Here is a 16,827-nt window from a genome sequence, read left to right as displayed (position 1 = left end):
GCCACGGGCGGTCGGGCCGGCGGGCACGCGCCGGTTCGGGCGCCTGCGCGGAAACCCGGGACTGCGTCCCGCTAGTAGCCCAGCGGCAGCGTCGCCGCCATCGCCTGCAGGCGTGCACTCACGTAGGACGCGTGCTCGGGCCCGGCCACGCCGGCGATCGCCTCGGCCGCGTCGGCGAAGGCATCCATCAGTTCGTACGGCGGGGTGTCCATGATCAGCCGCGGCAGGCCTGCCTCCAGCGCATCGAGCATCGCGACCACTTCGGGATCGGCTTCGTCCATCTGGCGTGCCCATGTCCGGGGGAAGGCATCGCGGCCGAGGATAACGCAGGCCGGCGACTTCGCCCACGCTTCACCTTCGGACCGCGCCGGACTCGCCGCGATCGGCGAAGCTGCCGACCCGGACGGACCGAGGGCGCCATCGCCGCGGCCGGCCGATTGCGCACCGATACACGGGAGAGGCGACGATGGAAGGCAACAGCGAAATACCGGCTCGGTCCGGCCGCGGCTGGCGCCGGCTGATGTGGGGCGGGGCCGCGATCCTGCTTGCATTGCCCGCGCTGGCGATGCAGTTCACCCGCGAGGTCACCTGGGGTCCCGGGGACTTCCTGGTTTTCGGCGCGATGCTGCTGGCGGCGTGCAGCGCGTGCGAAGTGGCGGTGCGGCTGTTCAAGAACCGGCCAAGCCGGCTCCTTGCGATCGCGGCCGTGGGCCTGGCCTTCGCGCTGGTCTGGGCGGAGCTGGCGGTGGGGATCTTCGACTAGGCCGTCAGGTGGTCGTTCAAAGGGCGCCACGACGGACTCCCGGGGGAGCCGTCGTGGCGATGGACCTCAGTAAACCTGCGGTTCCGGCGCCTCGCCGGGTTCGGCTTCGATGGCCGCACGGTCGTGGCTGTGGTCGCGGGCCAGGTACAGGTAGACCGCGGGCAGCACGAACAGGGTGAACGCGGTGCCGATCGTCATGCCGGCGGCGATCACCATGCCCATCGAGAAGCGGGCCGCGGCACCGGGGCCGTTGGCGATCAGCAGCGGGAACATGGCGAACACCAGCGCGGCGGTGGTCATCAGCACCGGGCGCAGGCGGATGCCGGTGGCCTGCTCGATCGCCTCGCGCTTGGACAGGCCCTGTTGCTGCAGCTTGTTGGCGAACTCCACGATCAGGATGCCGTGCTTGGCGATCACGCCGATCAGTGTGACCAGGCCGACCTGGGTGTAGATGTTGATGCTCATGCCCGGGAACGCCTCGATCCCGGAGAACTGCAGCACGCCGGCCAGCAAAGCCAGCGCATTGAGCACCAGCAGCGCGCCGGAGATCGCCATCGGCACGGTGATCAGCATGATCAGCGCGTCGCGGAAGCTCTCGAACTGCGCGGCCAGGACCAGGAAGATCGCGATCAGGGCGAAGGCCAGTGTCACCAGCATCGCCGCGCCCTCCTGCTTGAACTGGCGCGACTCGCCGGCGTAGTCGACGCTGTAGCCCTGCGGCAGCACTTCGGCGGCGGCGGCCTCCAGCACGCGCAGCGCCTCGCCCTTGGACACGCCTGGGCGCGGGGCGAAGGTGATGCCGACCGCGTTGAGCTGCTGGAAGCGCTTGAGCGTCTGCGGCTGCGCGGTTTCCTTCAGCGTTACCAGGGTCGACAGCGGTACCAGCTCGCCGTCGCGGGTGCGGGTGTAGTAGTTCTCCAGCTGCGCGGCATTGAGCCGGTCGCTGCGCTGCACCTGCGGGATGACCCGGTAGGAGCGGTTCTCCATCGCGAAGCGGTTGACGTAGCCGCCCGAGAGCATCGCGGCCATGTCCGCGGCCAGGGTGCGCATGTCGATGCCGAGCAGGGCCGCCTTCTCGCGGTCGATCTGCACCTCGATGCGCGGCTTGTCGATCTTCAGGTCCTTGTCCAGGAAAATGAAGCGGCGGCTCTCCATCGCCTTCTGCAGGATCGCGTCGGACAGCTCGCTGAGCTGCGCCAGGGAGCCGATACCCAGGACCAGGAACTCGCCGCCGCCACCGTCGCCGCCGGCGGTAGGCAGGGAGGGTGGCACCAGGGCGAAGGTGTTCAGGCCGGTGATCGAAGCCAGCTTGGGTTGCAGTTCCTGCTGCAGGATCTGGTTGGTCGAGCGGTCGCGCTGGCTCCAGGGCTTGAGCACGAAGCCGCCCATGGCACTGTTGCTGGCGCCGCCGCCGCCGCCGAAACCGCCGTTGAACAGGAAGAAGTCGTTGATCTCGGGGATGTCCTTGACCGCGGTTTCCAGTTCTTCGGTGTAGCGCTCCACGTAGTCCAGCGTGGTGTACGCGTCGGCGCTGCCGACCGCGAAGATGAAGCCTTCGTCCTCCAGCGGGGCCGGCTCCTTCGGCGCGGTCATGTACAGGAACACGCACGAGACCAGCACCAGTGCCCCGAAGACCGCGATCACGCCGCGGGTCTCCAGTGCGCTGTGCAGGCGCCGCTCGTAACCGGTGCGCAGCGATTCGAAGCGCGCATCCAGCCAGCTCTCGAGCCGGGTCTTGCCGTGCTCGCTGTGCGGCTTGAGCAGCTTGGCGCACATCATCGGCGACAGGGTCAGGGCGATGATGCCCGACAGCAGCACCGAGCCGGCCAGGGTGAAGGCGAACTCGGTGAACAGCACGCCGGTCAGGCCGCCCTGGAAGCCGATCGGCAGGTACACCGCGACCAGGGTCGTGGTCATCGCCACCACCGGCCAGGCCAGCTCGCGCGCGCCCTTGATCGAGGCGTCGTGCGGGCTCATGCCCTCCTCGATGTGGCGATGGATGTTCTCCAGCACGATGATCGCGTCGTCAACGACGATGCCGATCGCCAGCACCATCGCCAGCAGGGTCAGCAGGTTGATGGTGAAGCCCATCAGCAGCATCAGGAACAGCGCGCCCACCAGCGACAGCGGCACGGTGACCGCCGGGATGATCACGCTGCGCAGCGAGCCCAGGAACAGGAAGATCACCACGATCACGATGACCACCGCCTCGATGATCGTCTTGACCACCTCGTTGATCGCGTCCTGGATCGATTCGGTGCTGTCGTAGGGGATGCTGGCGACGATGCCTTCGGGCAGCTGCGGCAGGATTTCGTTGTCCCAGACCTTGCGGACCTCCTCGATCACTTCCAGCGAATTGGCGTCGGGCGAGACGAAGATGCCCATGAAGGTCGCGGCATCGCCGTTGATCCGCACCGAAGTGCCGTAGTTCTCCGAGCCCAGCTCCACGTCGGCGATCTCGCCCAGGCGGACGATCGCGCCTTCCTGCTCGCGCACGATCAGCTGGCGGAATTCCTCCGCGCTGCGCAGGTCGGTGCGCGCGGTCAGGTCGACCGAGACCATCTGGCCCTTGGTCGAGCCCAGCGCGGACAGCACGTTGTTGGCCTGCAGCGCGGCATGCACGTCGCTGGCGGTCACGCCCAGCGCGGCCATGCGGTCGGGCTTCATCCACACGCGCATGGCGAAGGTGCCGGCGCCCAGGATGTCGGCGCGCTGCACGCCCGGGATCGTGGCGATGCGTGGTTCGACCGCGCGCATCAGGTAGTCGGTGATCTGGTTGTTGTTGAGCTGGTCGCTGGCGAAGGACACGTACATCGCCGCGATCTGCTGGCCCTGCTGCAGGTCGATCACCGGGTCTTCGGATTCGGCCGGCAGCTGGCTGCGCAGCTTGTTGACCTTGGCCGCGATCTGGGTGAGCGCCTCGTTGGCGTCATGGTCCAGGCGGATGTAGGCCTGGATCGTGCTGATGCCCGCGGCGCTGGTCGAGGTCAGGTAGTCGATGCCCTCGGCGCTGGCCACTTCGCGCTCGAGCGGCGTGGTGACGAAGCCCTGCATCAGGTCCGCGTCGGCGCCGTAATAGGCGGTGTTGACCGTGACGACGGCGTTCTGCAGCTCGGGGTACTGGCGCACGTTCAGTTCGTTGAACGAGCGCAGCCCCAGCAGCAGGATGAACAGGCTGACGACCATCGCCAGCACCGGCTTGTTGATGAAGATATCGGTGAATTTCATCCGGGTCCTCCGCCGCTCCCGAGGGGAGTCGGCCGGAAAGAAGGTAAGGGCGGCGCGGCGCCAGGCGCGCGCGCCGTCGCGACGGCTCAGCGGTTCTCGGGCTCGGGCTTGTCCTGCGCCGCCGGCTGCACCTTGTTGTTGATGGTCACGCCCGCATCATTTCGCAGGCGCAGCAGGCCACTGGTCACCACCACCTCGCCGGGCTTGAGCCCGTCGGTGATGCCGACCAGGTCGCCACGCGACGGGCCGGTGGTGACGAAGCGCTGCTTGACCACGTGGGTCGGCTGCGGCATGCCCTCGGCCGGCTCCGCACCGGCGGCCGGCTTCGGTGCATCGACGACCACATACACGGAGTTGCCGTACGGGTTGAAGCTGACCGCGGTCTGCGGCACGACGACCACGTTGCTGGCCTGGCCCAGGTCGAAGCCGACCCGGCCGAAGGTGCCCGGACGCAGTTCGCCGTCCGGGTTGGCCAGGGACGCGCGCACCTTGAAGTTGCGGGTGCTGGCGTCCACCGAAGGCTCGATGGCGCTGACCTTGGCTTCGAACGGCTCGCCGGGCCGGGCATCGACGTCCAGCCGCACCGGCGTGCCGATCGCGACCTGGTTCATGCGCTGCTCGGGCAGGGTGAAGTCGACGTGGATCGGATCCAGGGCCTGCAGGCTGACGATCGGGTCGCCCGGATTGAGGTACTGGCCGAGGTTGACCTTGCGGATGCCCAGCACGCCGTCGAACGGGGCGCGGATGGTCTTCTGCGCGATCAGGGCGCGCTGCGCCTCGGCCTGCGCCTGGGTGGTGGCCGCATCGGCGATGCGCTCGTCCACTTCCGAACGCGAGACCAGCTTCTGCTCGCCCAGCTCGCGCCAGCGGTCGCGCTGGGTGATGGCCAGGCGGGCGGCCGTATCAAGTGCCTTGAGCTGGGCCTGTTCGTTGGCGGTGTTCAGCTGCAGGAGCAGGTCGCCCTTGCGCACGGCCTGCCCGGACTCGAAGGCGATGGACTGGACCACGCCGCCGGCCTCGGTGGTCACGTCGGTGCCGTTGTCGGCCACCAGCGTGCCGACCGCCTCGGCATTGCCGCTCCACTGCTCTTCGCGCGTGTCGAAGGTGCTGACCTCGACCGGCGGCTGCGGCATGTTGTCGAAGAAATCGTTGGTCGCCTTGCCCATGAACGCCTTGATTGCGAATACGCCACCGAAGATCACGGCGACGCCGATCAGCATCAGGGTCATGCGCCGCGCAAACGACGGCTCGCGAGCGGGTTGGATGGTCGGATTGCGTGAGGCCATGGCGATTCCATTCTGCGTTCAGGCGGGGGGCGGGGCGTTCGGACGCGCGCGGCGTCATCGGCCCGTGGAGGGCATTGCGTCAAGTGATTCTGCGTGCGGCGGGAGGCGGACGGGGCCGGCTGCGGCCGCGGTGCGACGTGGCGATGCGGATTCTGACGGGCCAGCGTCAGCCGGGCAACGCTTGCGCCACGGCCGATTCCGTGGGCAGCCGACGGTGGGTGACGGGTCGGTCGCACGGGGCCGCGCGAGCGGCTCTCCCGGGACCGGGTGGTCCGACCTTGCGGCCGCCGCATATCTGCCAGAATCGGTCCGACTTCACGCCGCCGCCTGCCACCGATGAGTGCACCCGCTTCTCCACGCCGCGTCCTGTTCGCCAGCCTCATCGGTACGACGATCGAGTTCTTCGATTTCTACATCTACGCCACCGCGGCGGTGCTGGTGTTCCCGCACCTGTTCTTCCCGAGCGCCGAGCCGGCGGCGGCGACCCTGCAGTCGCTGGCCACGTTCGCCCTGGCCTTCTTCGCCCGGCCGCTGGGATCGGCGCTGTTCGGCCATTACGGCGACCGGATCGGGCGCAAGGCCACCCTGGTGGCGGCCCTGCTGACCATGGGCATCTCCACGGTCCTGATCGGCCTGCTGCCCACCTATGCGCAGATCGGCGTGGCCGCACCGGCGCTGCTGGCGTTGTGCCGGTTCGGCCAGGGCCTGGGCCTGGGCGGGGAGTGGGGCGGTGCGGTGCTGCTGGCGACCGAGAACGCGCCGCCGGGCAAGCGCGCCTGGTACGGCATGTTCCCGCAGCTGGGCGCGCCACTGGGGTTCCTGTGCTCGACCGGCATGTTCCTGCTGCTGGCCGCGTTCCTCGATGAAGCGCAGTTCATGGCCTGGGGCTGGCGCATCCCGTTCATCGCCAGCGCCGCGCTGGTGCTGGTCGGGCTGTGGGTACGCCTGCGCATCACCGAGACCCCGGCGTTCCAGAAGACCGTGGACCGCGACGAGCGCGAGCGCCTGCCCATGGCCACCGTGCTGCGCCGGCATTCGCGCATGCTGCTGGTCGGCACGCTGTCGCTGATGGCGACCTTCGTCCTGTTCTACCTGATGACGGTGTTCGCGCTGAGCTGGGGCACCTCGCAGCTGGGCTACGGCCGCCAGGAGTTCCTGCTGCTGCAGATGGTGGGCGTGCTGTGCTTCGCCGCGACCATCCCGCTGTCGGCGATGTATGCCGACCGCAGCGGCCGGCGCCGGGCGATGATCCTGGCCACGCTGGGAATCATCGCCTTCGGCCTGCTGTTCGAGCCGCTGTTCGCCGCCGGCCACCCGGTGCAGGTGCTGCTGTTCCTGTGCCTGGGGCTGGGGCTGATGGGGCTGACCTACGGGCCGTGCGGCACGATCCTGGCCGAGATGTTCCCCACTCCCGTGCGTTATACGGGTGCCTCGCTGGCGTTCAACCTCGCCGGCATCCTCGGTGCCTCGCCGGCGCCGTACATCGCCACGCGCCTGGCCGGCAGCCATGGCATCGCCGCGGTCGGCTGGTACCTGAGCGGGATGGCGGCGCTGACCTTGCTGGCGCTGTTCTGGGTGCCGAAGGAGCCGCTGGACTGATCGCGCGCTCCGGCGCGGTGCAGCCGGGCAAGCCCGGCTCTACGAGAAGCCGTCCCGCGCCCTGGCTGTAGAGCCGGGCTGGCCCGGCTCCGTCCCTCCCGGTACTCAGTGGAACAGGCGCCTGACCGTGCGCGTCAGCCAGCCGCCCTGCTCGTGCTCGCGGGCGAAGCGGTCCAGGTGTCGGCGCACCTGTTCCGAGTACGCGCGGTCATCGTTGCGGATGTGGTTGAACAGCCAGCGCGAGAGCATGCTCTTCAGTTCGTCGACCACGTCCTCGCCGGCCTGGAAGCGCATCCGGTACTCGGTGACCCGTTTGGTGAACACCTCGTGCACGCGCTTGTGCGCGGAGCAGAACGGGTAGCCGGCCTCCTCCATCAGCTCTTCCTCGAAGGCGAAGTGGGAGAGGGTGTAGTCGACCAGTTCGTCGATCACGTCGGCCACCACCAGCGCCGAGGCGCCGATCTGCGCCTGGTGCAGCTGGTTGATCATCGAGACGATGCGACGGTGCTGGTCGTCGATCACCTCGATCCCGGTGTTGAGGTCGTCTTGCCAGAGCAGCAGGGCCATGCGCGTTCCGGAATGCAGGGGGTGCGCGCAGGCTAGGGGGCAGTGGCGCGTGTTGCCTTGATCGCGATCAATTGCCGGATGCACCGCAGGCAATCACCACAACACATCGCGCATCCGGTACCAGGCCATCGCCAGTACCAGCAGCGGCGTGCGCAGCGCGCGTCCGCCGGGGAACGGGTGGTGCGGGATCCGGGCGAACAGGTCCAGCCGCTGCGACTGCCCGCGGATCGCCTCGGCGATGAGCGTGCCGGCCAGGCCGGTGCTGGCCAAGCCGTGCCCGGAGAATCCCTGCGCGAAGTACACGTTCGGCGCCAGCCGGCCCCAGTGCGGGGCGCGGTTGAGCGAGATGTCGACATAACCGCCCCACAGGTATTCGACCGGAACTGCGGCGAGCTGCGGGAATACGGCACGGATGCGCTTGCGCATCACGCCGCGCAGGTTCGGCGGCGGATAGCTGGAATAGCTGGCGCGGCCGCCGAACAGCAGGCGGTGGTCGCGGCTGAGGCGGAAATAATCCAGCGCCCAGTTCACGTCGGCCACGGCCATGTCGTTGCGGATGAGCGCGTGCGCCGCCTCCGGTCCCAATGGCGCGGTGGCGGCGATGTACGTGCCCACCGGCATCACCCGCGACTCCAGTTCCGGCGCGACCCCGCGCAGCCAGGCGTTGCCTGCGATCACCGCGAAATCGGCCATGACTTCGCCGTGCGCGGTGCGCATCCGCGGCCGGTTGCCGCGCACCAGCTCGACCACCGGCGAGTGCTCGAAGATCCGCACCCCGGCCGCCAGCGCGGCGCGGGCCAGGCCGAAAGCGTATTCGAGCGGATGCAAGTGGCCGCTGGCCGCGTCGTAGACCGCACCGAGGTAGCGGTCGCTCTCGAGTTCGTCGCGCAGGCGTCGCCGGTCCCACCATTGCAGCGGGTAGTCGTACTTCTCGGCCATCTCGACGATGCCGGCGCGCAGCTCGCGTTCCTGTCGCGGCTTGATCGGCACGTGGGCGTGGCCTTCACGCCAGTCGCATTCGATGCCATGGCGGGCGATGCGCGCGCGCAGCAGGTCCATGCCTTCGCGCGAAAGATCGAACAGCACGCGCGCGGCGTCCTGGCCGAGCAGGCCTTCCAGCTTCGACTGCTCGCAGCCGTAGCCGACGATGGCCTGGCCGCCGTTGCGGCCCGAAGCGCCCCATCCGATCCTTTGCGCCTCCAGTACGACCACGCGGTATCCGGCTTCGGCCAGTTCCAGCGCAGCCGACAGGCCGGTGTAACCGGCGCCGAGGATGCACACGTCCGCGTCGGACAGCGCGCCCTGCAGCGCCGGCTGTTGCGGCAGTGGCTTGGCGCTGGCGGCGTACCAGCTGGGTGGATAGGGACTGGTCACGGCATCACCCTCCCGCGAAAAAAGGACGTCCCAGGGAATTTCCAGGCCGAGCTACCGCATTTGATGGCATGGAGTCCTCGCAATTTCTGAAGCGGCTCCGCAACGAAGGGCGCCAAGCCACGTCCGGAAGGCCCGTTGCGATGCCTCCCGACGGAAGTAAAGGAGGAGGCCGCGGCCATAGGTCGTGGCCGGGGGACATGGAGTCGGGAGGTGTCGCAACGAACCTCTTCGGTCACCCCACCGCTCCTGCTTCGTGGAGCGCTACACCGTGCGCAGATACCACGCATAGTCCAGGTCCGGGACCAGGGCGTGGAAGTCGCGCATCTCCTTGAGCTTCTGCTGGCCGTAGATGTGGCGGAACTCCTCGCCGTACCACTCGGCGGCGAAACCGCTGTCGAGGAAGTCGCCGATCGCATCGCGCCAGTGCGGCGTGCGCACCTCGAACTGCTCGTAGGCATTGCCGGTGACCGGCGGCCCCGGGTCCAGGCGCTGCCCGATGCCGTGCAGCATGCCGGCCAGCACCGCCGCGGCGACGAGGTAGGGATTGGCATCGGCGCCGGCGATGCGGTGCTCGATGCGGGTGTTGGCCGCATCGCTGTGCGGGATGCGCATGGCCACGGTGCGGTTGTTGAAGCCCCAGCTGTCGTTGAGCGGGACGAAGGCATTGGTCACGAAGCGCCGGTAGCTGTTGGCGTGCGGTGCGAACAGCAGGAGGTTGTCGCGCGCGCTGGCCTGCAGGCCGCCGACCGCATGGCGCAACGCATCGGCCGGTGCATCCGCGGTGCCAGCGAACAGGTTGCGGCCGTCGGCATCGAGCAGGCTCACGTGCAGGTGCAGGCCGCTGCCAGCCTGGCCATGCAGCGGCTTGGCCATGAAGCTGGCCATCGTGCCCTGCTGCAGGGCGATCGCCTTGATCGCACGCTTGAGCAGCAGGGCGTCGTCGCAGGCGGCGAGCGCGTCGGCGCGATGCTTGAGGTTGATCTCGAACTGGCCCGGCGCGTACTCGGCCACCGCGGTGTCGGCGGGGATGCGCTGGGCGCGGCAGGCACGGGCGACCGCGTCGATGAAGCCGGCGTTCTCGTCCAGGTCGTCGATCGAATAGACCTGGGTGCTGGCGTTGCGCGCGCCGTCGCTTGCGTTGAGGGTGGGCTGCGGGCGGCCGTCGGCGTCGGCCAGGCGGTCGAACAGGTAGAACTCCAGTTCCACCGCAACCACCGGGGTCAGGCCCAGGGCGTGGTAGCGGTCGAGCACCCGCTGCAGCACGCGGCGCGGGTGCGCCTGGAACCAGCCGCCGGCGCCGTCTTCCATCGCCAGCAGCAACTGCAACGCCGGCCGCGGCGACCACGGCACCGGCCGCAGGCTGCCCGGGATCGGCCGGCAGATCCGGTCCTCGTCGCCGATGTCGTAACCCAGCCCGGTTTCCTCGACGGTATTGCCGGTGATGTCGGCGGCGACCAGCGACATCGGCAGGCACACGCCGCCGCTGTAGACCTTGTTCAGTGTGTCGGCGGTGACGCGCTTGCCGCGCAGCACGCCGTTGCAGTCGGGCAACAGCAGGTCCACGTGCGCGTCCTCGTGGCCGGGCAGGGCGCGCAGGGTGTCCAGGTCCCCGGGAGGCAGCGCGGACAGGGCGGATTCGCGGTTCATCGAAGACCTCGGCAGGTGCCGGACGAGAGTAACAGGAGGGTGCGTCGTCAAGAATACTCAACGGCCTGCCGGGCTGCAGGGGCGGATTTGTGCACCAAAGCAGGGCATGGGGCGGTTCGGGGGGTGTCGTGTTGTAAAAATAAAACGGCCGCGGTAAGTTGCCAGAACGCCACCGGAACCCTCCGCGCATGGCCCTGCCGCCCCTGGTTGGCCTGCCCACCGACCGCAAACAGATCGGCCTGCATCCGTTCCTCGCGGTTGGCGAGAAGTACGTGCGCGCGCTGGTCGACGGTGCCGGCGCGACCCCGGTCCTGCTGCCGGCCCTGCAGCCGCCGGTCGCCGCGGACGAATGGCTGTCGCGGCTGGATGGCCTGCTGCTGACCGGCGCGGTCAGCAACATCGAGCCGCACCATTACGGCAACGAACCCAGCTACGAAGGCAACCTGCACGACCCGGCCCGCGACGCGACCACGCTGGGGCTGATCCCGCGCGCGGTCGCGTTGGGATTGCCGGTGCTGGCGATCTGCCGAGGGTTCCAGGAGGTCAACGTCGCCTTCGGCGGCAGCCTGTTCCAGAAGCTGCACGAGGCCATCGGCTTCGACGACCACCGCGAGAACCCGGACGATCCGCTCGAGGTGCAGTACGCGCCCTCGCATGACATCCGCCTGGCCGAAGACGGCCTGCTGGCCGCGATCGCCGGCGGCACGCAGGCACGGGTCAATTCTCTGCACGGGCAAGGCGTGGCCCGGCTCGGCGACGGGCTGGTGGTGGAGGCGATCGCCCCGGACGGTGCGATCGAGGCCTTCCGCCGCGACGGGGGCGGCTTCCTGCTCGGGCTGCAGTGGCACCCGGAATGGCAGGTCACGCAGGACCCCTTCTACCTCGGCATCTTCCGCGCCTTCGGCGATGCCTGCCGCGCCTACGCCGCGCGGCGCGCATCCACCGCCCGCCTGCACCTCACGGAATCCGCATGAGCACCCGTCCCACCCGACGCAAACCCGCCAGCAGTGCACAGCAGGAAAGCTCGTTGCGGCGCTGGCTCAAGGAGCGGCACATCACCGAGGTCGAGTGCCTGGTGCCGGACATCACCGGCAATGCGCGCGGCAAGATCATCCCCGCCGCCAAGTTCAGCCACGACTACGGTACGCGCCTGCCCGAAGGCATCTTCGCGACCACCGTCACCGGCGACTACCCGGACGACTACTACGACCTGACCTCGCCGTCGGATTCGGACATGCTGCTGCGCCCCGATCCGGACACGGTGCGGATGGTGCCGTGGGCGACCGACCCGACCGCGCAGATCATCCACGACTGCCAGACCAAGGACGGGCAGCCGCACGAGCTGGCGCCACGCAACGTGCTGCGCCGGGTCCTGGCCGAGTACGAGGCGCTGGGGCTGCAGCCGGTGGTCGCGCCCGAACTGGAGTTCTTCCTGGTGCAGAAGAACACCGACCCGGACTTCCCCTTGCTGCCGCCGGCTGGCCGCAACGGCCGCCCGGAGACGGCGCGGCAGTCGTATTCGATCGACGCGGTCAACGAGTTCGATCCGATCCTGGACCTGATGTACGACTACTGCGAGGCGATGGAGCTGGACGTGGATACGCTGATCCACGAATCCGGTGCCGCCCAGCTCGAGGTCAACTTCACCCACGCCGACGCGCTCTCGCGCGCCGACCAGGTGTTCCTGTTCAAGCGCACGATGCGCGAGGCCGCGCTGCGCCACGGCGTGTACGCCACCTTCCTGGCCAAGCCCATGGAGAACGAGCCCGGCAGCGCCATGCACATCCACCAGAGCCTGGTGAACGTGAAGACCGGGGCGAACGTGTTTGCCGGCAAGAAGGCCGGCGAATTGAGCGCGACGTTCCTGCACTACCTGGGCGGCCTGCAGAAGTACGTGCCGATGGCGATGGCGTTCTTCGCGCCCAACGTCAATTCCTACCGGCGCCTGGCGCTGGGCCAGGTCGCGCCGATCAACGTGCACTGGGGCTACGACAACCGCACCTGCGGCCTGCGCGTGCCGATGGACACGCCGGAGAACACCCGCGTGGAAAGCCGCTTCGCCGGCTCCGACGCCAATCCCTACCTGGCCATGGCCGGGACCCTGGCCTGCGGACTGCTGGGCATCCGCGAGAAATTGCAGCCCATGCCGCCGATGTCGCAGAGCGCACAGGACGCAGGCTTCGCCCTGCCGCGTTCGCTGGGCGAGGCGCTGGACGGGCTGGAAGGCTGTCCGACACTGCATGAGATGCTCGGGCCGCGCTTCGTCCGCGCCTACGTCTCGGTGAAGCGCAAGGAGTACGAGACCTTTTTCCGCGTGATCAGCTCATGGGAACGCGAGTTCCTGCTGCTGAACGTATGACGCCCCCGGACCACGGACCCCGCATGGACCCGCACCCCATCGAAGCTGCCGACCTGCGCGAACTGCAGCGCCTGGACGCCGCCCACCACCTGCACCCGTTCAACGACAACGCGGCGCTGGCCCAGCGCGGCACGCGCGTGCTCACCCGCGGCGAGGGCTGCTACGTGTGGGACGCCGACGGCAACAAGCTGCTCGATGCCTTCGCCGGACTGTGGTGCGTCAACATCGGTTACGGCCGCCCCGAACTGGGCGAGGCCGCGTCGAGACAGATGACGCAGCTGGCCTACTACAACAGCTTCTTCCAGTGCACGACCGAGCCGACGATCCGCCTGGCCGCCAAGCTCGCCGAGCTGGCGCCGGGCGACATCAACCACGCGTTCTTCATGAACTCCGGTTCGGAGGCCAACGACACGATCCTGCGCCTGGTCCGCCACTTCTGGGCGGTCCAGGACCAGCCGCGCAAGAACATTTTCATCGGCCGCCACAACGGCTACCACGGCACCACCATGGCCGGCGCCAGCCTGGGCGGCATGAAGGGCATGCACGGGCAGGGTGGCCTGCCGATCCCCGACATCCACCACATCGACCCGCCGTTCTGGTTCGCCGATGGCGGCGACCTGCCGGAGGACGAGTACGGCCTGGTCGCCGCGCGCCGGCTGGAAGAGAAGATCCTGGAGCTGGGCCCGGAGCGGGTCGCCGCGTTCATCGGCGAGCCGATCATGGGCGCGATCGGCGTCTACATCCCGCCGATGACGTACTGGCCGGAGATCGAGCGGATCTGCCGCAAGTACGACGTGCTGCTGGTCGCCGACGAGGTGATCTGCGGGTTCGGCCGCACCGGCGAGTGGTTCGGTTCGCAGTACTTCGGCTTCCAGCCGGACATCATGCCGGTGGCCAAGGGCATCACCTCGGGGTACATCCCGCTCGGTGCGGCGATGTTCAACGACCGGGTGGCCGGCGTGCTGAAGGACGCCGGTGGCGAGCTGGCGCACGGTGCCACCTATTCGGGGCACCCGGTGTGCGCGGCGGTGGCGCTGGAGAACCTGCGCATCCTGCAGGAGGAGCGGATCGTCGAGCACGTACGCGACGACGTCGCCCCGTACCTGGCCGGCCGCTGGGCCGAACTGGGCGAGCACCGCCTGGTCGGGCAGGCGCGCATCGCCGGGTTGATGGGGGCACTGGAGCTGGTGCCCGACAAGGGCCGGCGCGCTTTTTTCCAGGAGCGCGGCAAGGTGGGCGCGCTGTGCCGTGACATCGCGCTGCGCAACGGGCTGATCCTGCGCGCGACCTACGATTCGATGCTGCTGTCGCCGCCGCTGGTGATCAGCCGCGGGCAGGTGGACGAGCTGTTCGACAAGGCCTGGAAGGCGCTGGACGAGACCGCCCTCGAACTGGGCAAATGAACGGCACGGCGGTACGCTGATCCGATCCCACGACCACGACGTGACGAGGAATACCCCCATGAACCTGCGCCTGTCGGCCCCGCGCCTCCTCATTGCCGGCATCACTGCCGCCCTGCTGGCCGCTTGCGGCAACAAGGAGGGCGACGCGACCGGCGGCACGGCCGCCGCCGGCGAGGAGAAGGTGCTCAATGTCTACAACTACTCGGACTACATCGCCGAGGACACCATCCCCAATTACGAGAAGCAGTCCGGCGTCCGCGTCACCTACGACGTCTATGACAGCGACGAGGTGCTGGAGACCAAGCTGCTGGCCGGTTCCAGCGGCTACGACGTGGTGGTGCCGACGCTCAATTTCTTCGGCCGCCAGATCCAGGCTGGCGTGTTCAAGCCGCTGGACAAGTCCAAGATCCCGAACCTGGCCAACCTGGACCCGCGGGTGATGGAACTCATCGCCGCGCAGGACCCCGGCAACAAGTACGGCGTGCCGTACATGTCCGGCACCACCGGCATTGGCTTTAATGTCGACAAGGTGACCGCCGCCTTCGGCAGCACCGACGTGGCCAACAGCTGGAGCCTGGTGTTCGACCCGGCCAAGATCAGCAAGCTCAAGGATTGCGGCGTAACGCTGCTCGACACGCCTTCGGACATGATCCCGATCGCGCTGCATTACCTGGGCGAGGATCCGCACAGCGCCGACCCGGCGGTTATCCAGAAGGCGGCCGACCTGATCAAGGGCATCCGCCCGTACGTGCAGAACTTCCACTCCAGCCAGTACGTCAGCTCGCTGGCCAATGGCACCACCTGCCTGGTGGTGGGCTGGTCGGGCGACATCATCCAGGCGCGCGACCGCGCCGAAGAAGCGGGCAACGGCGTGAATGTCGGCTTCTCGATCCCGGTCGAAGGCGCGCCGCAGTGGTTCGACATGCTGGCTATCCCGGCCGACGCGAAGCATCCGGAGAATGCGTATGCATTCATCAATTACCTGCTCGAACCGCAGGTGGCCGCCAACAACACCAACTTCATCCAGTACGCCAACCCGGTGACCACGGCCACGCCGCTGGTCGACGAGCCGATCCGCACCGATCCCACGATCTACCCGCCGGACGAGGTCAAGGCCAAGCTGTTCACCTACGCGATCAATTCGCCGGAGACCGACAAGCTGTACACGCGGCTGTGGACGGAGATCAAGACCGGCCGCTGAGCGCGGTCGAATGCGGGGTGCCGGCCGTCGACGCGGCTGGCCACAGGCTGGACCCGCGGAAGCACGCTTCCGCGGACGGTAATAATCGAAGCGGTAGAGGTGTGGGAGTCGAGGGGGAGGGGAACCCGGGGACGCCTGCCCGTCGGCGGCGTCGTGGACAACCTAACGGCCCTGCGGGGCAAGGGGAAGCGGCGATGAGCACGTGGACACCGAAGTTGCTGTGCGTTGCGCTGGTGACGGTCGCACTGGCCGGATGCGGCAAGAAGGAAGAGCCGGCGGCCACCGCCGACGGAGCGCCGGCCCCCGCCGACGCGGGCACGCTGAACGTCTACAACTGGTCGGACTACATCGCCGAGGACATCGTGCCGGCGTTCGAGCGCGAGCGCGGGACCAAGGTCAACTACGGCGTGTTCGACAGCAACGAGGTGCTGGAAGCCAAGCTGCTGGCGGGCGGTTCGGGCTTCGACGTGGTCGTGCCCGGGTTGCAGTTCCTCGGCCGCCAGGTCCAGGCCGGGGTGTTCCAGCCGCTGCAGAAGGAGCGGCTGAAGAACTACGGCGGCCTCGACCCCGAGTTGATGAAGCGCATCGCCGTGCAGGATCCCGGCAACCAGTACGCGGTCCCGTACCTGTGGGGCACCACCGGTATCGGCTACAACGTCGACAAGCTCACCGAGGCCTTCGGCAGCACCGATATCGCCAACAGCTGGGACCTGGTGTTCAAGCCGGAGAACCTGGCCAAGATGAAGGACTGCGGCGTGATGTTCCTGGACGCGCCGTCCGAGGTGGTTCCGGTCGTGCTCAACTACCTGGGCGAAGACCCCAACAGCACCGATCCTGCGGTGATCGAGAAGGCCGCAGCGCTGCTGAAGACCCTGCGCCCCTACATCCAGACCTTCCACTCCTCGCAGTACATCGATGCGCTGGCCAACGGCAGCGCCTGCCTGGTGATCGGCTGGTCCGGCGACGTGCTGCAGGCGCGCGACCGCGCCAACGAGGCCGGCAATGGTGTAAAGGTCGCCTACTCGATCCCGAAGGAGGGCACGGCGCTGTTCTTCGACATGCTCGCCATCCCCAGCGACGCGAAGAACCTGGACAACGCCTACGCCTTCATCGACTACCTGCTGCGTCCGGAAGTCGCGGCGGCCAACAGCAACTACGTCAGCTACCCCAACCCGGTGCCGGCGTCGTTGCCGATGGTGGACGAGGCGATCCGCAACGATCCGACCATCTATCCGCCGCCGGAGACGGCCGCCAAGTTGTTCACCCTGGCGATCCTGCCGCCCGAGGTGGACCGCCAGTTCACCCGCTTGTGGACCGAACTGAAGACCGGCCGCTAGGCTGAAGCGCGACACAGGTGCGGGTCGCCCCCGGGGCGGCCCGCACCTGTGTCGCGCTTCAGC

At 68.4% G+C, this 16,827-nt stretch carries 13 protein-coding genes; 7 read left to right on the top strand and 6 right to left on the bottom strand.

Annotated features, from left to right (window positions below; translation table 11 throughout):
• Positions 1–71 precede the first annotated feature (71 nt).
• On the bottom strand, positions 72–281 hold the full coding sequence (locus tag CSC65_RS13430; protein ID WP_162411090.1) for a hypothetical protein: 210 nt from the start codon (positions 279–281) through the stop codon (positions 72–74).
• 185 nt (positions 282–466) lie between these two features.
• On the opposite strand from CSC65_RS13430, the gene CSC65_RS13425 reads away from it, so the two are divergent.
• Positions 467–763, top strand: coding sequence for a hypothetical protein (locus CSC65_RS13425; protein WP_202922887.1), 297 nt, complete (start codon positions 467–469; stop codon positions 761–763).
• A 66-nt stretch (positions 764–829) separates the two neighbouring features.
• On the opposite strand, the gene CSC65_RS13420 is transcribed toward CSC65_RS13425, so the two are convergent.
• Positions 830–3,991 carry an efflux RND transporter permease subunit gene (locus CSC65_RS13420; protein WP_162411089.1) on the bottom strand — a complete coding sequence of 1,054 codons (3,162 nt, stop codon included), beginning with the start codon at positions 3,989–3,991 and terminating at the stop codon, positions 830–832.
• An 86-nt stretch (positions 3,992–4,077) separates the two neighbouring features.
• Positions 4,078–5,277 (bottom strand): efflux RND transporter periplasmic adaptor subunit, encoded by a 1,200-nt coding sequence (locus CSC65_RS13415; protein ID WP_162411088.1) that lies wholly within the window; start codon positions 5,275–5,277, stop codon positions 4,078–4,080.
• Between the two features lie 336 nt (positions 5,278–5,613).
• Here CSC65_RS13415 and CSC65_RS13410 point away from each other — a divergent pair, with 336 nt between their 5' ends.
• Positions 5,614–6,876, top strand: a complete 1,263-nt coding sequence (locus CSC65_RS13410) for an MFS transporter (RefSeq protein WP_162411087.1) — start codon at positions 5,614–5,616, stop codon at positions 6,874–6,876.
• Between the two features lie 105 nt (positions 6,877–6,981).
• Here the strand turns inward: CSC65_RS13410 and CSC65_RS13405 are convergent, their stop codons facing one another.
• From CSC65_RS13405 to CSC65_RS13395, 3 genes are all read right to left on the bottom strand, one after another.
• On the bottom strand, positions 6,982–7,443 hold the full coding sequence (locus CSC65_RS13405; protein WP_162411086.1) for a bacteriohemerythrin: 462 nt from the start codon (positions 7,441–7,443) through the stop codon (positions 6,982–6,984).
• 93 nt (positions 7,444–7,536) lie between these two features.
• The gene (locus CSC65_RS13400; protein WP_162411085.1) at positions 7,537–8,817 is read right to left on the bottom strand and encodes an NAD(P)/FAD-dependent oxidoreductase; all 1,281 of its coding nucleotides are present in this window, start codon (positions 8,815–8,817) and stop codon (positions 7,537–7,539) included.
• Positions 8,818–9,078: 261 nt separating this feature from the next.
• On the bottom strand, positions 9,079–10,464 hold the full coding sequence (locus CSC65_RS13395) for a glutamine synthetase family protein (protein ID WP_162411084.1): 1,386 nt from the start codon (positions 10,462–10,464) through the stop codon (positions 9,079–9,081).
• 188 nt (positions 10,465–10,652) lie between these two features.
• Here CSC65_RS13395 and CSC65_RS13390 point away from each other — a divergent pair, with 188 nt between their 5' ends.
• From CSC65_RS13390 to CSC65_RS13370, 5 genes are all read left to right on the top strand, one after another.
• Positions 10,653–11,438: a gamma-glutamyl-gamma-aminobutyrate hydrolase family protein gene (locus tag CSC65_RS13390; RefSeq protein ID WP_162411083.1), complete on the top strand. Its 786-nt coding sequence runs from the start codon at positions 10,653–10,655 to the stop codon at positions 11,436–11,438.
• Entirely contained in the window at positions 11,435–12,823 is a 1,389-nt protein-coding gene (locus CSC65_RS13385) for a glutamine synthetase family protein (RefSeq protein ID WP_162411082.1), read from the top strand. The genes CSC65_RS13390 and CSC65_RS13385 overlap by 4 nt, the downstream gene beginning before the upstream one ends.
• Positions 12,824–12,846: 23 nt before the next feature.
• On the top strand, positions 12,847–14,226 hold the full coding sequence (locus tag CSC65_RS13380; protein ID WP_162411081.1) for an aspartate aminotransferase family protein: 1,380 nt from the start codon (positions 12,847–12,849) through the stop codon (positions 14,224–14,226).
• 58 nt (positions 14,227–14,284) lie between these two features.
• Entirely contained in the window at positions 14,285–15,427 is a 1,143-nt protein-coding gene (locus CSC65_RS13375) for a polyamine ABC transporter substrate-binding protein (protein WP_162411080.1), read from the top strand.
• A gap of 194 nt (positions 15,428–15,621) precedes the next feature.
• Positions 15,622–16,764 carry a polyamine ABC transporter substrate-binding protein gene (locus tag CSC65_RS13370; protein ID WP_162411079.1) on the top strand — a complete coding sequence of 381 codons (1,143 nt, stop codon included), beginning with the start codon at positions 15,622–15,624 and terminating at the stop codon, positions 16,762–16,764.
• Positions 16,765–16,827: the final 63 nt, after the last annotated feature.

Origin of the sequence: Pseudoxanthomonas daejeonensis (assembly GCF_010093205.1) — a bacterium.
GTDB lineage: Bacteria > Pseudomonadota > Gammaproteobacteria > Xanthomonadales > Xanthomonadaceae > Pseudoxanthomonas > Pseudoxanthomonas daejeonensis.
The sequence above is the reverse complement of the archived record's forward strand: the minus strand, read 5'-3'. Positions and strand labels throughout refer to the sequence as shown.